This window comes from uncultured Bifidobacterium sp. (assembly GCF_959020145.1).
Lineage (GTDB): Bacteria > Actinomycetota > Actinomycetes > Actinomycetales > Bifidobacteriaceae > Bifidobacterium.
The window spans coordinates 14,835-34,373 of the sequence record NZ_CAUEQY010000013.1 but is presented as its reverse complement, the minus strand read 5'-3'; the positions used below and the strand labels follow the sequence as shown (position 1 = coordinate 34,373).

Sequence of the window (19,539 nt, the reverse complement as noted above, 5' to 3'; positions counted from 1 at the left end):
GCTTCTGCGATCAGGCCTCGCGGCTCGCGGAAGCCGCAGCGAACGCCGGCAAGGCGCGAGGCGCGTTGAAACCTTCCTTTTCGAAGCGGTCAGCAATCTTCTGCGCGATCTCGTGACCCTGGCCCTTGTTCACCAGCGCGATGATGGAGCCGCCGAAGCCGCCGCCGGTCATGCGTGCGCCGTACGCGCCGTTGACACGAGCCACATCCACGGCAATATCCAGCTCGGGCACAGTCACTTCATAATCCGCAGCGAGCGAATCATGAGACGCGTTGAACAGTCGGCCTGCCTCGTCGATCTTGCCGTTGGCGAAGGCACGCACGAAGGAATTGACACGGGCGATTTCGGTGATGACGTGGCGCACGCGCTTCTTCATCGTGTCGTCTTCCAGCTTGTCGAGCGTTTCCTTGAGCGCCTGGAACGGATCGTCGGACTTGGCGATGCTGTCGGCGACCACACGCAGGTTGGCCACGCCGAGGATTTCGGCGGCCTTCTCGCAAGTGGCGCGACGCTGGGCATACTGGCCGTCGTTGAGCTGATGCGGAGCCTGAGTGTCAAGCACCAGCAGTTCCAGACCGTACTTGTCGAGATCGAATTCCTGCTGGGAGACGTTCTCCAGCGGGCTCAGCTCTGGACGGCAATCAAGACGCAACGCATGGCCGAAAGTGCAGCGCATGGATGCGTTCTGATCGAGACCACCGGTGGACGCGCCCGCCATGTCGTTTTCCGACTTGATGGCGGCGTTGATCAGCGTCACACGACCGGCATCGGATGCGCCATAACCCAAACCGTACACGTCATCCAGCGCCAAGGCGGTGGAGCAGGTCATGGCTGCGGAGGAGCTCAGACCGGAACCGAGCGGCACGCAGGAGGAGAATGCCGCGTCGAAGCCCTGCACCGCATCGAAGCCGGCTTCGCGCAATGCCCAGGCAACGCCCACCGGGTAGGCGGCCCAGCCTTCCACGCCACCGGCCTGCAGACCATCGAGGTCGGCTTCGGTAACGTTTTCGGAGTCAACGTCGGAAACCACGCGCACCTTGGTGTCTTCACGCGGCTTGAGCGCGATGAACGTGCGGTGCGGCAGTGCGATCGGCAGGCACAGGCCCGCGTTGTAGTCGGTGTGTTCGCCAATCAGGTTCACACGGCCCGGTGCGGCCCATACGCCAGCCGGTTCCTCACCGTAGGTGGCTCGGAACAGGTCGGTCGCGTTCTTCACACCCTCGTCATGCGAGAGCGGCTCAATGAATTCAACAGCAGTCATTGGTGTTTTGTCCTTTGGGTTTTATTGGCTTTCAGCCTTCGATATCGATCGGTCCGAGCTCGTGGAAGCGCTTGGCGATGAGTTCCGGCGTGGTGTCGGACACCCATGCGGCCATGCCTGATTCGGAGCCGGCCAGATACTTGATTTTGTTGGCGGCGCGGCGGAACGAGAAGAACTGCAGGTTGAGGCGGTAGTTTTCGCGGCGCTTGTCGTGGATCGGGGCCTGATGCCATGCTGCGATGTACGGCAGGTCCATGCCCTTGCCGTCACCCTTGTCGAAGAACGCGTTGCCGCGCTTGAGCAGGGTGGAGTACATGACGGCCAGATCCCAACGTTCCTGGTCGTTGAGCTCGTCGAGGGTGAGCACGTCGCGCACCGGGGCCACATGCACCTCGAGGGGCCAGCGGGCTGCTGCTGGCACGTAGGCCACCCAGCTGTGGTTGCGCATGACGATGCGCTCCCCGGCCTCGATTTCGGAGTTCATGAGATCCTTGAGCAGGTTGCCGCCGGTCTTCTCATGGTAGGCTTCGGTCTGCTTGAGTTCGGCTTCCATCTTCGGTGCGATGAACGGATAGCAGTAGACCTGGCCATGAGGGTGCGCCAGGGAGACGCCGATTTCCTGACCGTGGTTCTCGAACGGGAAGATCTGCTCGATGCCCTCCATCTTGGAGATTTCGGCGGTGCGGAACGCCCATGCTTCCACGACGGTGCGCAGGCGGGAGACCGGCAGGTCCGCCGGCAGGCCGTCTTCATCCGGGTCGAAGCAGATCACTTCGCAGCGGCCTGCGGCGAGCTTCTTCTCCCACAGCGGGTTGCCGTTGACGTATTCCACGGCTTCGGAACGGCCCGGCACGCGCACCATCGACGGGAAGCGGTTTTCGAACACGACCACGTTGTAGTCGGTGTCCGGCACTTCGCCGTCCTGGTACGGATCGCCCGGCTTGCGTGCGGCCAGCGGGTTGCCCTTGGCGGTGGCGCCCGGTCCTGCGGTGATCGGGCGGTTCATGCGTGCGGTCGCCATCGGAATCCAATCGCCGGTCAGCGGGTCGCGGCGCATTTCCGGAGCCGCGTACGGCACCTCCTCGCCCGCGGCGTTGAGCTGATTGGAGAAACGGTACGGAAGTTGGCGCGGATCCTTCAGTTCGCGAGTCTTGACGCCGGAAACGTATTCCGGATCGTCATCGAGATAGAAGAAGTCGCGGCCATCGGCAAGCGTGGTCGGCGTGATACGGATATGCTCCTTCGCATATTCTCCCGGAGTGTAGTTGACGAAATCACCCATGTGATTATTCACCTTCCTGAACCGGCTCGGCCTGGCGCGCCAGAACGAGCTCTTTGACCAAATCCCTTGTTTTCGACACCGAATCGGGGTCCAATCCGTCATCGGTGATGACCGTATCCACCTGGTCAAAACGTGCGAACAGCGACAGTGACGTGCAGCTCCACTTGGTGTGGTCGGTCAAAATTATCGTGCGATCGGCAATGTCCATCATCGCCATATCGGTTGCGGCTTCCAGCGAGTTCGGCATGAGGAAACCGCGCGGAATGGACACGGAATGCGTGCCCAGGAATACGGTGTTGACGCGCAGCGAGGCGACCACTTTGTCTGCGATCGGCCCGACGAGCGAGTTGGAGCGCGTGGTGACGCCGCCGGTGACGATGACTTCCACGTCTTTCGATTCAAGCGCCTGCACCAGCTCCGCCACCGGAATGGAGTTGGTAAGAATGGTGATGCCGGACGATTGCTGCGATTCGAGCAGATGCTGCGCGAACACGTACGCCGTGGTGCCGCCGCCGATGGCGATCACGTCGCCGGGGGCCACGTATTTGACGGCTTCCTGTGCGATGGCGTCCTTCAGACCGATGTCCATCTGCGACTTTACAGAGAACAGCGGTTCGCTCAGCAGTGTGCTGGTGCTGACGGCGCCACCGTGCACGCGCTTCAGCAGACCCTTGTCCGCCAGATCGGCGATGTCACGGCGGATGGTCATCGCGGAGACGCCCAATTCCTTGGACAGTGCAGTGATGCGCACCGCACCACGGGTACGCAGACGGCTCAAAATCAAATGCTGGCGTTGCGACGAAATCATATGAACATTATCGCACATGTTCACTCAAAAATACAACTGAGTTGAGCGTTTCGCGCGTGTTTCACGCAAAGCCGCACCACAATCGCCTCAAATTCAGCTCAAAACGAACAAAAACGAACGTCCTATCCGCCGCACCGACACACATCGGCTTTTGCCCAAATGCCATGCGAAACCAATGAAAACGTGCGAGAATAAGGAACCATGACATACGTTTCCGAAAACTTTTGGCACGACGCAGTGAACAAAGCCACCACCGACCTTTTCACGTTCGGCTACAAGCACATCATCAAACCGCATTTCATCTTCAACCAGACGCCCGACGTGGCCCACAGCCAGATGATCGATTTCTGCAAGGTCACCCGCAACATTCCACCGCTGATGTGGCTATGCCGCGAAATGCTCGACTACACCGACCCGATACTGGAAACCAACGTGATGGGCGTCGACTTCGCCAATCCGTTCGGCCTGTCCGCCGGCCTCGACAAGGATTGCGAGATGCCGGTGCTGCTCGACAACGTCGGCTTCGGTTTCGAAACGGTCGGCTCCACCACGTCGCGCCCCTGCCCCGGCAACCCGCGCCCATGGTTCCACCGCCTGCCTGAATACGATTCGATGATGGTGCACGTGGGCCTTGCCAACGAGGGTTCCGCGGTGGTGATTCCGCGCGCCGAGAACGCATGGACGAAGGCGAAGAGCATGCAGGTGTCGGTTTCGATCGCCCGCACGAACGACAGCAAGACCGGCGATCTGGACGAAGGCATCGAGGATTACTGCATTTCGATGCGCCGCGCGGCCGGACGCACCGCCATGGTCGAAGTGAACATCTCCTGCCCGAACACCATGGCCGGCGAACCGTTCAACCAAAGCCCGGAAGCGCTCGACAAGCTGTTCACCGAACTGGACAAAATCGACCGTCCGCAGCCGACGCTCGTCAAAATGCCACTCAATAAGACGTGGCCGGAATTCAAGGATCTGCTGGACGTGCTCGCCGAGCACAACGTGCAGGGACTGTCGATCGCCAATCTGCAGAAGGACCGCACCGGCATGTCCATTCCGCGCGATTGGGAGGGCGGACTGTCCGGCTCGCCGTGCTACGCGGCCAGCAACGAACGCATCAAGCAGGTCTACCGCGAATATGGCGACCGGTTCGCAATCGCCGGCATCGGTGGCGTCTTCACCCCGCAGCAGGCGTATGAGAAGATTCGTTGCGGCTCGTCGCTGGTGATGTTCATCAGCGCGCTTATGTACCGTGGTCCGCAGCAGGTCACCGTGTTGAAGCGTGGACTGGCCGAACTGCTCAGGCGCGACGGGTTCGAACATGTCAGCGAGGCGGTCGGCATCGACGCGTGAAAACTTTTTTAATTCCGATTTAAGTTGCGATTTAAAAAGCGATTTTTCGGCAATATAAAGGCGATTAATAAGTAAAAAACAGAGGCGCGTCTCCGTGGGAGGGCGGGCGTCCTGTTCACGACACACTCAAGGCCGTTCGGCCAGGCTTACGGTCGTGAACAGGACGCCCGCCCTCCCACTCGTTTTTTTGTTATGTTGCGTTGGGTTGTGGCTACTTTTCGCAATAAAAAAGAGGAAGAAGGGAGGGGAAGGGTCAACGGAAGGCGCCGCGGAGGTATGGCGGCTGGTAGGGGGCTTCCTCGACCGGCACGTCCAGTTTGTGGGCGGCACGGAGCGGCCAATACGGGTCGCGCAGTGCAGCGCGGCCGATTTCCACGGCGTCGGCGGCGCCCGACTTCAGAATCTTCTTCGCCTGCTTCGGCTTGGTGATGAGCCCGACTGCGGTGGTGGGAATGCCCGCGCGACTGCGCACCTGTTCGGCGAACGGCACTTGGTAGTCGGGCTTCACCGGAATGGTCACGTCGGGAATCAATCCGCCTGTGGACACGTCAATCAGGTCCACGCCGTGGGCCTTCAGAATCTTAGCCAGTTCAACGGTCTGGTCAAGGTCCCAACCGCCTGCGGCCCAGTCGGTGGCGGAGACGCGCACCAGCACCGGCATGGTGTCGGGCACGACGGAACGAATCGCATCCACGACTTCGACCAGCATGCGGACGCGATTGTCGAACGATCCGCCGTACTCGTCGTCACGCTCGTTGATGAGCGGGTCGAGGAACTGCGACAGCAGGTAGCCGTGCGCGGCATGGACTTCCACCGCGTCGAAGCCGATGTTCATGGCGCGCCAGGCGGCGTCGCGGAACTGGTCCACGATGGTGTGGATCTCATCGACGCTCAGTGCGCGCGGACGAGCCAGGGAACCGTATGCGTTGGCGCTTGGGCAAACCGTCCGCCATCCGCCTTGCTCTTCCGGCACGCTCTGTCCATCGAAACCGATCGCGTGGCAGCCGGTGGAACCCTTGCGTCCGGCGTGGTTGAGCTGCACCGCCATCGTGGCACCCGCTGCCTTCGCGTCGGCCACGATCCAACGCCATGCGTCCATCTGTCCGTCATCCCACAATCCCAGATCGCACGGCGAAATGCGGCCTTCCGGCGCGACGGCGGTCGCTTCCATGATGATCATGCCGAAGCCGCCCATCGCACGCGAAACGTAATGCTGGTAGTGGAACGGCGTCGGCTTGCCGTCCTGCGCCAATGCGGAATACGTGTCCATTGGCGGCAACCAGATGCGGTTGCGCACGGTGACGCCACGCAACGTCATCGGATCGAACGGTTTGACCGTCTTGTTCTGCTTGCCGTTCTTCTTGTCTTCGCTCATTGTCATCTCTCTTATGAATCGTTGGTATCGCCTGAATCGTCGATATCCGCACCGCGTTCCCACGCGACGGGCATGGTACCGATTGCATTGTAAGCAGAACGCCCGCCGGTTGGGGCGGGCGTTCATGGACTGTTCACTTTGCCATGCGATTTACGCTCCGGTGACGTGGGCAGTCAGTGCGGTCAGTCAATGCGGGCAGTCGGCATGAATAGCCGACAATCGCAACTATTGATGCTGCTGGTCACTTTGCTGCTCAGCAGGCTGTTGCTGCGATTGCTGCTGCTGGCCTTGGTTGGTCTGCTGCTGGCTTTGCTGCTGACTGTTCTGCTGGCGCTGGTATTGGTACTGGTTGTATGTTCTGGTGGCGCCCTTCGAAACCGTGTACTTGTCGGCACCCTTTCCGTAATCGTTGTCGATCGGCGCGTTGATGGCGGCAAGATACGTGTTCATGAACTGCTTCCACGCCGGCGTTGCGATGTACATGCCGTACCAGGACGGGCGGTACACGCCGTTGATGGTCTTGTTGTCGAAGGTGTTGTTGATCGGGTCCTGCGCATCGGCGACCGCGACGAACGCCGCGACCTGGTTCGGCACGAAGCCTGCGGTGGCCATCACCGTGTTCTCGTTGGTGCCGGTCTTGGCGAAGGTCTTGCGATTGTTGTCGAGCTGCGTGGTCGACGCTTCGCCGCCAGGCTGCACGACACCTTGGTTCAGCGCGTAGGACACGGTCTGCGCGATGTCCGGGTCGATGGCCTGATGGCAGTTCGCGGACGGCACTTTCACCTTGCTGCCGCTGCGGTCGGTCACCTTGGTGATGGCGATCGGAGTGCATTCCACGCCGTTGGCGCCCATGGTGGCGTACACGTTGGCCATGGTCAACGGCGACGCCTGCACCGTACCGATGGTCATTGGCGGCTGGAACGAGTTAGCGGAGTAGATGTCGGACGCGTTGGAGATGGCGTTGTGGTAGCCCATCTCCTTGGCCGCGTCGGCGATCGCGCACAGACCGATGTTCGACGCCATCGAGGCCTGCGTGGTGTTGTGCGACTTGATCAGACCCTGCAGCGGGCTTTCCGGAGAGGTGGTGCCGCCGCCGGAATTCTGCACCCTCCACGGGCCGACGAAACCGTAGCCGTTGCAGTTGAACTTCGACGTGTCGTAGACGGTGGATGTGACGAGCGACTCGTTGATGGAGTGGCCTTTCTGCATCCACGCCACCATGTTGATGGGCTTCCAGGTGGAGCCGACGTTGAAGCCCATACCGCCGCCGTCCTCCTGATCGACCATGTAGTTCATGGAGGTCTTGGTCTCATCCGTTCGGGCGTCATCCGTGGCATCGTAGGTTCGGTTGATACCGAACGACAGGATTTCACCGGTGCCCGGCTTCACGGCCGCTATCATCACTTCGAATCCGGACGGGTCTGTGGCCGGCACGGTGCTGTTCGCCGCCTGCATGGCCGCGTTGTTGGCGTTGCGGTCGAGCGTGGTGACGATCTTCAGACCGCCTTCCTTCAGCAGCTTCTCGCGAGCCTCGTCGTCCTTGCCGAACGCCTTGTTCTTCAGGATCTGGTTGACCACGTACGAGCAGAAGAAGCCGGTGTTTTCAATGGCCGACTGGCATCCGGAGCTCACGTCCTGCAGGTTCAGCGTATCCTTCAACGGCGTGTTGATGGCGTCTTTGAATTCCTTTTCGGAGGTGATGTAGCCCTGGTCGTGCATCAGCTGCAGCACGATGTTGCGCTGGTGTTCGGCTTCCTTCTGGTTGGCTTCCACGGAAGGATCGAAGTTCTGCGGATTCTTGGTGATTGCCGCGATGGTCGCCGCCTGGGTCACGTTCAGTTCCGAAGCGGAGACGTTGAAGTAGCGTTTGGCGGCCATTTCCACGCCGCACAGGTTGTTGCGGCCGAACTGCGCGATGTTGAGGTAGCCCTGCAGGATCTCGGCTTTGGAGTATTTCTTTTCGATCTGCACCGAGATCAGCATTTCACGTAGCTTACGTGCCACGGTGTCTTCCGTCGCATGGTATTCGGCGATCGGATCGTCGTCTTCACGGGCTTGGGTGGACAGCACGTTCTTGACGTACTGCTGCGTCAGCGTGGAACCGCCCTGCTGGTCGCCGCCTCTGACGTAGGTTTGGAAGAACGCTCGGAACACGCCCTGCACGTCCACGCCGGTATGTTCGAAGAAGCGCTTGTCTTCACGGGCCACGACGGCCTGCTGCATGGCTTTGGAGATTTTCTTCAGCGGCACGACCTCGCGGTTCTGCGTATAGAATTCCGCGAAAGCGGTCTTGCCGTCGTTGAAATACATCGTCGAGCGTTGCGGAAGCGAGGTCACATCGAAATCGATGCCTTCGACCGCAAGGGACGGAATGACGGCTTTGGCCGCGTTATTGGCGGCGAACACAGCGGGCATAAAGAAAATACTCGTCACAACGCCGCCGCCCACGCATAACGTGATGTATGCGATTACCAATGCGAGCACACGTTGAACGGTAAGGGTCTTCTTCTTGGGCATGACGCCCATTCTAAAGTGGCGGGTCTACTAAACACATGCCCGCCAACGCATGTGCCGGAAGCCGTCACGGGTTTCTCACAAAACAGACAATTTCTTAGGAAAAGTTGGAAATCAGCCGAAAACCAGCCGAATGTCATCGTCTTGATCGGCGAATCAGCATGCCCGGCTGGTAGATGATGATGGACCGGCCTTCCCTGGCGATCCATCCGCGGTTAGCGAAATCCATCAACGCCTTGTTCACCGTTTCGCGTGAGGATCCGACGAGCTGCGCCATCTCCTCCTGTGTCAGATCGTGCGGCACCTTCAGGCCGGCTTCGACCGGTTCGCCGAATCGTGATGCCAGATTGAGCAGTGTTTTGGCGAGTCGTCCGGGAACGTCCATGAACACCAGATCGCATATGCGTTCGTTGTTGCTGCGCATGCGGTGCGCCAATACCTGCAGCATGTCCACGGCCACGCGCGGATGTTCGTCGAGCCAGTCGAACAGCGCGTCATGTTCCAGCCAGACCACACGCGTGCCGTTGGTCATCGCCACCGCCGAAGCGGTACGCGGTCCGCCATGCGGATCGAACACCGGAATCTCGCCCAGCACTTCGCCGTACGCGTGGATGCTCAGCAGCTGCACACGCTTGTCGGAGGATTGTCTGGTCAGTTTGACGCGGCCTTCCTCCAGCAGATACATGCGATGGTCGGTGTCTCCCTCGCGGAAGATGAAATCGCCCTTGTCGTATTCGGCATGCTGCAGATACGGCAGCAGTTCCCGGGCTTCTTCGGACGAAACCTGCTTGAACAGCGCGGTGTGCAGCAACGTCTCACGCTCATCGTCGAAACCACCAAAACCATTGATTCCGTTGGTTCCATTCGGGGTGACCATCGACGTGCCTCCGTTCCGACGTGCTTCTGCGTTTTCCGTTGTCGACATCCATGCCAACGCTCGTTAAGTCGGGCACCATCGACCATTCGGGCTACATTGTAACTCGAACGGCGGCGTCGACCAGTCGCGCCACTACCTCGTCTCGGCCCATGCCGGTTTGAGAGCGCATGGGATCGACATGTTTTGCCGCTGATTTCACCGCTTTGTCGGACATTTTCTCTCGTGAGATGTTCAACACGCGGGTCATCTTTTCCGCGTCGATGTCGTAGGCGAGCGTGACGTGGTGCAGAATCGCGCCGGGTCCGCCGTGGGTGGGCGCGAACCGGCGTTGCGCGGCGCCGCCGAGTTTGCCGTATTGTGTGGCGATGTCGTTGAGTCCGGCGAATCGTACGTTGAGGCCGAGGGCGCGTAACGCTTCGACGAGCCAGTAGTCGCAGAGTTTGTAGGATTCCTCGACGCTCATGCCGTGGGCGAAGTCGAGTGGCGCGTACAGCGAGTAGGTGATGGTGTTGCCTGGTTCGATGAACATCGCTCCCCCGCCGGTGCAGCGGCGGACTATGCGGAATCCTTCGTCTTGCGCGGTGTGCACGTTGACTTCGTCTTCGAGCGACTGGAATCTGCCGATGACCACGGCCGGCTCGGCCCATTCCCAGAAACGCAGGGTGGGTTCGCGGGTTCCGGCAGCCACTTCGCGTGCCCATTCGACGTCGAGGTCCATTTGTTCCTGCGGTTTGCGGGGGTCGTCGTGCACGATGTTCGGTTTGAGTGCGTGCCAGCGTCGCGCGTATTCCGCCCAATTGCCGGTTTCGGCGATTTCGCCGGTTCCAACGGTTCCAGCGTTTTCGTCGCTTTCCGCGGTTCCAGCGTTTTCAATGTTTTTTGCGATTTCCGCGGTTTCTGCGGTTTCCATTGGGCTGGTATGCCGCCGAATGCGCAGGTCGTCGCGTGGTTCCACTTTCGTAACATCATTACCGCCGATACCGGCAATGCCATCGGCGCCATCGATGCCGTCAATCGCACGTTGAAAGGCGATGGCGATGCCACGCGCGCCCATGCCGACGATGCGCACGTCCGGATGGTGCAACATCGTCCGTTCGACGGCGACGGTCACGTCACGTTCGGAAACCATCGAACCGCTGAGGCAACGGGCCGCGCACTGTTCCAGCGCACATTCCATGGAATGCAAGAGATTCCGCGTTCCGGCATCGTCCCCGTCGAGGAAGAAATCGCCGTCGATATGGCATTCGATAACAGTCGATGATGCAGCCGGCCCAGCGTATGGAACCGTTTTCACGGCATTCGTATGAGCCGAATCAATATAGTCCGAATCGGCGTAATCCGAATCGGCGTAATCCGAATCGGCATGAGAAAGCCGGACAGTCACTCCAACGAGTTTGCCGCCCGGCTGTTTGTAAAGTCCTCGAGTCATCAATCCTGCAGTTCGACGCCTTGAGCGTCACGGTGCCATTGCGAGCCGTAGTGGGAGCACAGAATCAGGATGCCTTCCACCAGTCCCCAGATGCCTGCGACGGCTGGGCCGATGATGAGAATCCAGCCGATGACGGTCAGCAGCAGCTGTGCCACGGCCTTGCCGGTGTTGCCCAAGTAGAAGTTGTGCACGCCGAAGCAGCCCAGGAAGATGCCAAGCAGACCGGCGGCCAGTTTCGACTTCTGGGCGTATCCGGCCGGTGCGACGGGCTGGCCGTATGCCGGCTGCTGCGCGTAGGCGGGCTGGGTATAGACGGATTGGTTGTAAGACGGGGCCGCGTAGCCTTGCTGTCCGTAGTTCGCTTGGTTGTAATCCGGCTGGGCGTAAGCGTTGTTGGGGTCATACGCCGGGGCTGCCGGCTGACCGTACGACGGCTGCGCAGATTGGGCAGGCTGGGACGGCTGGCCATACTGACCGTACTGGTTGTACGATGCGGCGTTCGGATCATATACCGGAGCAGCGGGCGTGGCCGGCTGAGCCGGCTGGGTATAGACGGGAGCCGTACCGTATGCCGGGGCCGGAGTCGCCGGCTGACCGTATGACGGCTGAGCGGTCTGGGCCGACTGTGCGGTCTGGCCATACTGGCTGTATGCGGAAGCGTTCGGATCGTACGCCGGAACGGCAGGCTCGGCCGGCTGAGCGGGCTGAGTGTATGCGGCGGAGTTCTGATCGTATGCGGGGGTTTCCGGCTGCGACTCCGGATGGTTCATCTGCGCATCGTTCTGTTGTGGAATGTACGGTTGGTTGTAGTCGGCCTGGGCTGCGTTATCCGACGTTGGATTGTTGACTTGACCGGCACCATTGAAATCGGCGTTGTTATCACTCATGCCTCAACAATATCCCAAGGTTTGCCCGTCATCGGGCGTTTACCACTGGCACGAACCCCGAAAAACCCCTGAAAAATCCCCTGATTATGCGAAGACGCCCACCGTTCCAAGGAAAACCTTGTTTCGGCGGGCGTCTCACCAAATGGAATGTCAGCGAATGCCAATCACATGCGGGCCAGGATGTCGCGTCCCACCTCGTCGGTGGTGCGCGTGGTGGAGCCAAGCTCCTCGATGTCAGCCTCAACGGCGGTATGGATCTTCTTGGCAGCGTCGTCGAAACCGAGATGCTCGAGCAGCATGGCGGCGGACAGGATGGCCGCGGTCGGATTGGCCTTGTTCTGGCCGGCGATGTCCGGAGCGGAACCGTGGATCGGCTCGAACATGGACGGATACTCGTTGGACGCGTTGATGCAGCCCGAAGCGGAGTAGCCGACGCCACCGACCACGGCACCGGCCTCGTCGGTGATGATGTCGCCGAAGAGGTTGTCGGTCAGGATCACGTCGAAGCGGGACGGGTTGGACACCATGAAGATGGTGGTCGCGTCGATGTGCAGGTAGTCGTGGGAGACCTCCGGGTATTCCTCGGCCACCTTGTTGACGATGCGCTGCCACATGTCGCCGGCGTTGACCAGCACGTTCTTCTTGTGCACGAGGGTCACGTGCTTCCTGCGCTTCATGGCCAGTTGGAAGGCGTAACGCACCACGCGCTCCACGCCGTAGGCGGTGTTGATGGAGACTTCGGTGGCCACCTCGTTCGGGGTGCCACGACGGACCGCTCCGCCGGCACCGCAGTACAGGCCTTCGGTGCCTTCACGCACCACGACGAAATCGATGTCACCCGGGTTGGCGAGCGGCGACGTGACACCCTTGTACAGCTTGGACGGACGCAGGTTCACGTACTGGTCCAGGTCGAAGCGGAGCTTGAGCAGCAGGCCGCGTTCCAGAATGCCCGCCTTGATGCGCGGATCGCCGACGGCGCCCAGCAGGATGGCGTCGGTCTTCTTGATGCGGTCCTCTTCCTCTTCCGGAAGAATCGCGCCGTCACGCAGATAGCGCTCGGCACCCAGATCGAACTTCTCATATTCGAATTCGGCGACGCCTTCGGCCGCCTTCTCCAGAGCCTTCTGAGCCCACGGAGTCACTTCCTTGCCAATGCCATCGCCCGGAATGACGGCGATGGTGTACTTCTTTGCAGAATCACTCATAGCACGCGACTCTAGTCAGTGATTCACCTATCGGACTAAAACAGCTCAGCAAATGGACAGCCCATTCCGGCAGTCGGCGGCCAGTCAGCTGCCGATGCCCATCACCGACAGGCACCAGGCGTTCTCGTACGAGACTTCCTCCCACTGCTTGTACCGTCCGGATGTGCCGCCATGCCCGGCCTCCACCTCGATTTTCGCCACGGCGTCCACACCGGCATGCTGCAGCCGGGCCAGCCATTTCATTGGCTCCACATACAGCACGCGGGTGTCGTTCATGGATGTGGTAATGAAAATTTTCGGAAAAACGGCAGTTCTTTCGTCATTTTCACTATCTGGCGCATTCTCGTATGGCGTGTACGACTTCATATACGCGTACACATCCGCGTCGTGCAGCGGATCGCCCCACTCGTCCCATTCGGTGACGGTCAGCGGCAGCGAAGGATCAAGGATCGAGGTCAGCGCGTCCACGAACGGCACATCCGCCTCCACGCCCGCATAGCATTCCGGAGCCATGTTGGCGACCGCCCCCATCAATAGGCCGCCCGCCGAGCCGCCGTTCGCCACCGTACGCAGCGGCGAGGCCAGTCCGGCGCGTTGCAGCGCGCGCGTGGCGTCGATGAAATCCTCAAACGAATGCTTCTTGTTGAGCAGGTGCCCCTGCTCGTACCAGGCGCGTCCCATTTCGCCGCCGCCGCGGATGTGCGGCACGGCGTACAGCACGCCGCGGTCGAGCATGCTGATGCGTGACACCGCGAATCCCGGATCGGAGCTGATCTCGTACGCGCCGTAGCCGGTGATGAACATGGCGGAATCGCAGGTCGGCACGTCACGCCGCCATACCAGCGAGACGGGGATGCGTTCGCCGTCGCGCGCGGTGACCCACACCCGGCGTTCCATGTAGTCGCGCGGATCGAAACCACCCAGCACGGTGGCGCGTTTGAGCAGACGGTCCTCGCCGGTGTCCGGATCGTAGTCATGCAGCTCGCCGGGGCGCGTGTAGCTGGCGAACGAGTAGCGCATGCGCGGCGCGTCATACGAGGGGTTGCCACCAACGCCGATCGAATACAGGCGGCGCGTCTCCCCCGGCATGCGGTCGGCGGTGGCGCCGTCCGACGACGTCATCGCCCGACGCGAGACGCCATGCACGGCCGATCCCTTGCCTTGCGCGGCGGCGGCCGCGTCCAGTTTGCCCCAGATCTCGGCGCGTTCCTCGTTGATCTCGTCCACGGATTCGTCGACGTCCCAATCGTCCTCCAGCGCGTGCGGCACCAGTTCGGTGAACCGCCATGGCCGGCCGGCCAGGAAATCCTCGGCGGCGGCCCGTTTCGTCATCACCGCGATGTGCGGCAGGCTTTCCGCGCGGTATTGCAATGCGACGAAATGCCGATGGATCGAGATACCCTCGATGCCCAAGCCGTGCGCGCCCTGCAGAATGGCGGGATTGCAAGGATTCGAATACGGGGTGCCGATCGGCATGGAGGAAGCGCCCGGCTCCACGTCGTCGCCGTGCTCGCAGCCGTAAGGCGATCCGACCGCCACGCGCACGCCTTCGCCCAGCCGGTATGGAGGCTCGTGCGTCCGCATATCGATCACGTCAATCTCGAAATTCGGATTCAACGCGTTGTGGTACACCACGGCGAGCGGAATATCCTCGCCATGCTCCCCCGCGCCTTCGAAGCAGGCGAAGCTCACGTCGTATTCCACGTCGGTTTCGCGCGGAATGAACGCCCGGAACGAGCCCTCTGGGGTGTCCACTGGCAGCATCAGCACTTCGGTGGTGGTTTTCGATCCGGTGCCGATCACGATGTTGCGTTCGTCGAAGGACAGTCCGATGCCCACCCAGAAGCGTTCGTCCGCCTCGCGGTACACCTCCACGTCATCGGTCACGGGGGTGCCGACGCGGTGGCGCATCACCGCGTATGGACGCCATGCGCCGTCGAGCAGCACGTAGAACACCCATTGCGCGTCCGGCGTGAAGCAGGCTCCGCCGATTCCTTCGAACCGCTCTTCCAGCTCGTCGCCGGTCTCAAGATCGCGGATGCGGAAATCGTAGCGTTCGTCGCCAGTCGTGTCGGTGCCGTACAGCATCCAGCGGCCGTCCTTGGAAATGTCCATGCCGCCGATGCGGAAGAAATCATGGCCTTCCGCTTCGACGTTCGTATCGAACACCACCTGTTCGCCGTCGAGCGGCACGCCGGCCTCCACTGTCGGCGGATCCCAATCGTCCGCGCCGCAGATCGGCACGCGGCATTGCGTGGCGTATTGCCGCCCCTGCATGGTGCGGGTGAAGTACCAGTAGCCGTCCATGCGCGTCGGCACGGACATGTCGGTTTCCTGCACATGCGACTTGAATTCGTCGAACAACGTTTTGCGCAACGATGCGAGCGGTGCCATACACTGTTCGCAATAGCGGTTCTGTGCCGCCACGTAGTCTTGAACGTCCTGCGATTGCTTGTCGCGCAGCCATTCGTATTGATCGATGAAGGTGTCGCCATGGAAGGTGCGCTCCTTCGGCACCCGTTTCGCGCGCGGAATCGCGCCGAACCCATCCTGCTCCGATGCGGACGGGTCGTTCATGCCCCGAAATTCACTCATGCACGCGATTATACCGGCCTGCGCCGCCTAACTTTCCGACGGCGATGTGCGCCGATGCTTCCGGCAGCCGCACCGTGCAGCCATGCATGCTGCCGGATTCCGGGCCGGTCAGTCGGTTTCGCCATCCGCGGCTTGGGTGGCGCGCAGGTACGGCAGCATGGTTTTCATGATGTTCGACCCGGTCGCTCCCGTAAACACCGGTACGTCGGTGACCGGCATCGGCTGCGTGTTCGCGCGCCCCGCAACGGAACCGATGTTGCCCGCCACCTCGCGCGGCGTCAGCTGGCGGATGCAGATCGCCAGCACGCGGCCCGGATAGCGGCGTGCGATCGTGGCGTATGTGGTCGGATCCTTCTGCCCGTCGTCGCCGATCAGAATGAACTTCATATCGGGAAAATCGGCCATGAGCTGTTCGGCGTATTCGAGCTTGTGCTGCACGCCCGACGGAATGAAGGTTTTCGGCCTCGGGTCAAGGTCGCGCAGCAGCAGCGGACCTTCCGGAAAACCGTGGTTCGTAATGAAATGGCGGATCGAGCTTTCCACGTTCCATGGCGAGGTGGACAGGTAGAAGAACGGCGCGTCCGGGAACATGTCCGCGATGCGGTTGAACAGCAGGTTCATGCTGGCCACCGGCACTTTTTTGCGCGGATTAAGCAGCAGCAGATTGTAGGCGGCCTTCATCAGGCGCGGCGCCTGCGTGACCATGATGGTGTCGTCCACGTCGGAGATCACACCCACTTTGGTGCCGCTGGGAATGGTGAAAAGGTTGGCGTTGACCGGCTTGCGGCTGCGCACTTTGTACGAGACGTTGTGGATGCCCGGTTCGAGTGAATGCTCGGCGACGAGGTCGAGGTAGCCGGCATCGTCGGATGCAGCGAATTCGCTGGAAATATCAGGATTGCTGTCGATCGCGTCGTATACTTCCGAGGCGCCCACCTGCACGGTTTCGATGGGCACGTCGTCGATGGCGATCCGCACTTTGGTATGCGGGGACGGCACCATCAGCATGCCACGGATGCCGCGAATCAGGCGGCCGGCCTGCCGTTTGAACGGGCCGTATACGGTACGGCAGATCAGTCGGGAGTAATGTTCGGTGCCATAGCCGACGTAGGGTTCGACACGTGGATACCAGTCGAGCGACCGCACCAATGCGGTCGAGAATTTCAGCCAGACACTGAATGCTTTGGTGATCGTGCGGCGGAACAGCCTGGTCAGCGGCGGTTTGACTTCAAGACGCTCATGTCTGGAGGCCGCGTCGAAGGTGGTGACCACCTTGCGTGCCGGAATCGGCACGGTGGGCATGTCATCGCAAGAATCGTCCATCCGCTCCCCCATACGCTGCTGTTCGCGCTGCTGATCGTGCTGCGGCGCACGCTGCGGCGGGAACTGCGGCAACGGCTGAATTTCACTCATATGCCCACTATAGAGGTCGCGTTCGAACAAACAGTAACGCCACCGAGAAAATCAGGGAACTTTCAGGGCCCCGCAAGGCACTTCCCATAAAAAGGCTGCGGCCGGCGGGTACGATGCGCGACCGTAAGCCCGGCCGAACGGCCTTGAGTGTGCCGCGCATCGCACCCGCCGGCCGCAGCCGTAATCAAAACTAGACGTCCGTGCTATTCAGTCAGCCACAATCTTGGCATACTCGTCAGCGCTAAGCAGGTCAGGCTCGTCATCCTCAAGCTCGATCTTGAAAATCCAGCCCTCGCCGTACGGATCGTCCGTCACAATGCTCGGATCGTCCGCAGCCTCGTTGTTGACGTAGCGGATGGTGCCAGCCACCGGCGAGACCAGCGCGGTGACCGCCTTGGAGGATTCGAATTCCGCCACTTCGTCGCCAGCTTCGACCTGCGTACCGACTTCAGGCAAATCGATGTACACGAGTTCGCCGAACTGTTCGGTGGCGTATTCGGTAACGCCCACCATGGCGGGTTCAACGGAGGAATCCACCCACACGTGCTCGTCGGAGTATTCGAGGTGCTCGGGCACGTCGAGGTTCACTTTGCTATCGTTTGCTTCGCTCATGCCGCCCATTGTACGGCGTATGCGAACGCCGCGCACCCGCGCCACGCGTAACGGGTCAGCGTACCGGTCCGGATGGCATGGCGCCGACTACCTGCACGATGGTGCCTTCCGGGCAGTTGTCGTAGATCCACTTGGAATCGGCCTCGTACATGTTCACGCAGCCGTGGGAGCCGTAGTGCGCCGGGTCGCCGTGGGCGATGCCGTAATTGTTCCAGCTTGCCGTGTGGAAGCCTTCGCCGCCGTAGAAGTAGCTTACCCACTTCACACCCTTGGACAGGTAGCGCGAGCCGTCGTCGTTCAGGCCGGTCATGTCCTGGATCTGATACTTGAGGTAGATGTAGAAGGTGCCCAGGTCGGTTTCGTGCTTGCCGGTGGTGCCCGTGCACACCGGGAAGGTCTTGACGGCCTCGTCGTTGTGGTACACGGTGGCAGTTTGCGCGGTACGGTCCACCACGATGCGGTATTCGCTCTTCTTCTGCACGGTTTTGAAGTTCTGCACATCACCGTCCACCGGAATGGTGGCGCCTTGGCCGTTTTTGAGCGTTTCGCCGATCTTCGGCGCGAGCGCCTCCATGTTCTTGACCTTCACGCCGTTCACGCCTTTGACGATGGTGGCCAGCACTTTGCCGCTGTTGTCGACGGCGTCTTCCTGGTCGACCGCGTCCTGGTTGAGCTGGGCTGGGACCTGCTGCTGCACGTAGTTGGTGATGGCGTTGTCATCGTAGGACAGCGAAAGCGTGCCGTGTTCGAGGTCGGCGTCGGTTTTCAGCCATGAGGCCACGACTTCGGCTGGAATCTGGAAGGTCTTGCCTTGTCCGTTGTCCAGCACAATCGGCGCATTCAGTCGCGCGTTTGCCTGGTCGGCCACGTTTTGGGCTTCAGGCAGTGCGACCGGCACGTCGATGGTTTCGTACGTAATCGTCACGCTGCCGCTGTGCCCCGGGGTCGCGATGGCTTTGGCGACCGTGTCGATCACGTTGTCCACCTTCGGGGACCTGCCGCCGCGGCCTTCCACTGCGACGAAGGCGCGCGCGTTGGCATCGTACGATGCGGTGGACGGTACCGCGCGGTCGGTGTCCTGCACGAATTTGTCGGTGACGAACGTCCTGAGGGCCAGCTTGTTGGACTTGGCGTTCAGCGGCACGTTCTTCTTGACGAACGGGTTGACTTCGTTGATGTATTCGAGTGCGCCGTTGGTCTGGTGCTTGGCGGCGAGCAGTTCCGTGACCGTCTTGTCGACGTTGTAGCTCACGCCGAGGTCGCTCAGGCTGCCGGAAGCGTTGTTGCCGTTGCCGTCCTTGATGTTCACGGTGGTGTTCTTCACGGCGGCCGTCACCGTGTTTTTCAGCTGGTCGGCGGTCTGTCCGGCCACACTGGTTCCGCCGAAGGTCACGCCCGGCGCGGCCTTGTCTTGGAAGTACCAGCGTGCGGTGAAGAAGCCGGCGATCGCGGCGACCACCAGTACGGCGAGCACGATTCCGGTGATGATCAGCGGCAGTTTGCGTTTCTTGGCCACGACGGCTTCTCCTTCGACCGGCATGGTGAGCACGGGAATGGCGGGAGCGGGCGCGGATGAGGGCATGTCACCGGTAGGAATGGCACCAGTGGGAACAGCTCCGTTGGGGACAGTTCCGGCAGGCGTGGTTTCGGCGGCACCGGCCGTCGGGAATGACTGGAACGGCTGGGTCTGGTCCGATGCGAAATTCAACGGCGGCATGGTCTCGGTGGCGGCGTTGGACACGTCGTCCTGTTCGGACACATCGGCCACGTCGGCGAGATTGATCGTATCGCCGTTCTCACCAGACTGCGGCGGCACGGCATTCACCCCTTCAAACGAGATGCCGGCGAGGCTGTTGTCCGTATCGTTCTGCCCACTTCTATCAGACATGTATGTGGTTTCCTCATTCACTCTCTTAACGGTACATACCATG

14 protein-coding genes are annotated in these 19,539 nt (G+C 61.0%); 1 reads left to right on the top strand and 13 read right to left on the bottom strand.

Annotated elements, in window-relative coordinates; translation table 11 throughout:
* Positions 1–10: 10 nt before the first annotated feature.
* The 3 genes from galK to Q5H33_RS05610 are packed head-to-tail and all read right to left on the bottom strand — an operon-like array spanning position 11 to position 3,351.
* On the bottom strand, positions 11–1,261 hold the full coding sequence (gene galK / locus Q5H33_RS05620; RefSeq protein WP_039775643.1) for a galactokinase: 1,251 nt from the start codon (positions 1,259–1,261) through the stop codon (positions 11–13).
* A 31-nt stretch (positions 1,262–1,292) separates the two neighbouring features.
* Positions 1,293–2,543 (bottom strand): galactose-1-phosphate uridylyltransferase, encoded by a 1,251-nt coding sequence (galT, locus tag Q5H33_RS05615; protein WP_038444906.1) that lies wholly within the window; start codon positions 2,541–2,543, stop codon positions 1,293–1,295.
* A gap of 4 nt (positions 2,544–2,547) precedes the next feature.
* Positions 2,548–3,351 (bottom strand): DeoR/GlpR family DNA-binding transcription regulator, encoded by an 804-nt coding sequence (locus Q5H33_RS05610; RefSeq protein WP_003806741.1) that lies wholly within the window; start codon positions 3,349–3,351, stop codon positions 2,548–2,550.
* A gap of 201 nt (positions 3,352–3,552) precedes the next feature.
* Here Q5H33_RS05610 and Q5H33_RS05605 point away from each other — a divergent pair, with 201 nt between their 5' ends.
* A complete protein-coding gene (locus Q5H33_RS05605) occupies positions 3,553–4,701 on the top strand; it encodes a quinone-dependent dihydroorotate dehydrogenase (RefSeq protein WP_270443826.1) in 1,149 nt (382 codons plus the stop codon).
* A 253-nt stretch (positions 4,702–4,954) separates the two neighbouring features.
* On the opposite strand, the gene Q5H33_RS05600 is transcribed toward Q5H33_RS05605, so the two are convergent.
* From Q5H33_RS05600 to Q5H33_RS05555, 10 genes are all read right to left on the bottom strand, one after another.
* Entirely contained in the window at positions 4,955–6,076 is a 1,122-nt protein-coding gene (locus tag Q5H33_RS05600) for an NADH:flavin oxidoreductase/NADH oxidase (protein WP_011743652.1), read from the bottom strand.
* 225 nt (positions 6,077–6,301) lie between these two features.
* Entirely contained in the window at positions 6,302–8,602 is a 2,301-nt protein-coding gene (locus tag Q5H33_RS05595; protein WP_070122720.1) for a transglycosylase domain-containing protein, read from the bottom strand.
* A gap of 124 nt (positions 8,603–8,726) precedes the next feature.
* Positions 8,727–9,467 (bottom strand): Crp/Fnr family transcriptional regulator, encoded by a 741-nt coding sequence (locus tag Q5H33_RS05590; protein ID WP_003806747.1) that lies wholly within the window; start codon positions 9,465–9,467, stop codon positions 8,727–8,729.
* A 91-nt stretch (positions 9,468–9,558) separates the two neighbouring features.
* Positions 9,559–10,896 carry a lipoate--protein ligase family protein gene (locus tag Q5H33_RS05585; protein WP_117565650.1) on the bottom strand — a complete coding sequence of 446 codons (1,338 nt, stop codon included), beginning with the start codon at positions 10,894–10,896 and terminating at the stop codon, positions 9,559–9,561.
* A complete protein-coding gene (locus Q5H33_RS05580; protein WP_085381105.1) occupies positions 10,896–11,783 on the bottom strand; it encodes a TM2 domain-containing protein in 888 nt (295 codons plus the stop codon). The genes Q5H33_RS05585 and Q5H33_RS05580 overlap by 1 nt, the downstream gene beginning before the upstream one ends.
* A 164-nt stretch (positions 11,784–11,947) precedes the next feature.
* Positions 11,948–12,988: a 3-isopropylmalate dehydrogenase gene (locus Q5H33_RS05575; RefSeq protein ID WP_085381106.1), complete on the bottom strand. Its 1,041-nt coding sequence runs from the start codon at positions 12,986–12,988 to the stop codon at positions 11,948–11,950.
* Positions 12,989–13,072: 84 nt separating this feature from the next.
* Positions 13,073–15,565, bottom strand: coding sequence for a S9 family peptidase (locus tag Q5H33_RS05570; protein ID WP_302423468.1), 2,493 nt, complete (start codon positions 15,563–15,565; stop codon positions 13,073–13,075).
* A gap of 126 nt (positions 15,566–15,691) precedes the next feature.
* A complete protein-coding gene (locus tag Q5H33_RS05565) occupies positions 15,692–16,918 on the bottom strand; it encodes an App1 family protein (RefSeq protein WP_117565675.1) in 1,227 nt (408 codons plus the stop codon).
* A 285-nt stretch (positions 16,919–17,203) separates the two neighbouring features.
* Entirely contained in the window at positions 17,204–17,608 is a 405-nt protein-coding gene (gene gcvH / locus Q5H33_RS05560; RefSeq protein ID WP_033500058.1) for a glycine cleavage system protein GcvH, read from the bottom strand.
* A gap of 55 nt (positions 17,609–17,663) precedes the next feature.
* The gene (locus Q5H33_RS05555) at positions 17,664–19,496 is read right to left on the bottom strand and encodes a L,D-transpeptidase (RefSeq protein ID WP_302423458.1); all 1,833 of its coding nucleotides are present in this window, start codon (positions 19,494–19,496) and stop codon (positions 17,664–17,666) included.
* Positions 19,497–19,539 lie beyond the last annotated feature (43 nt).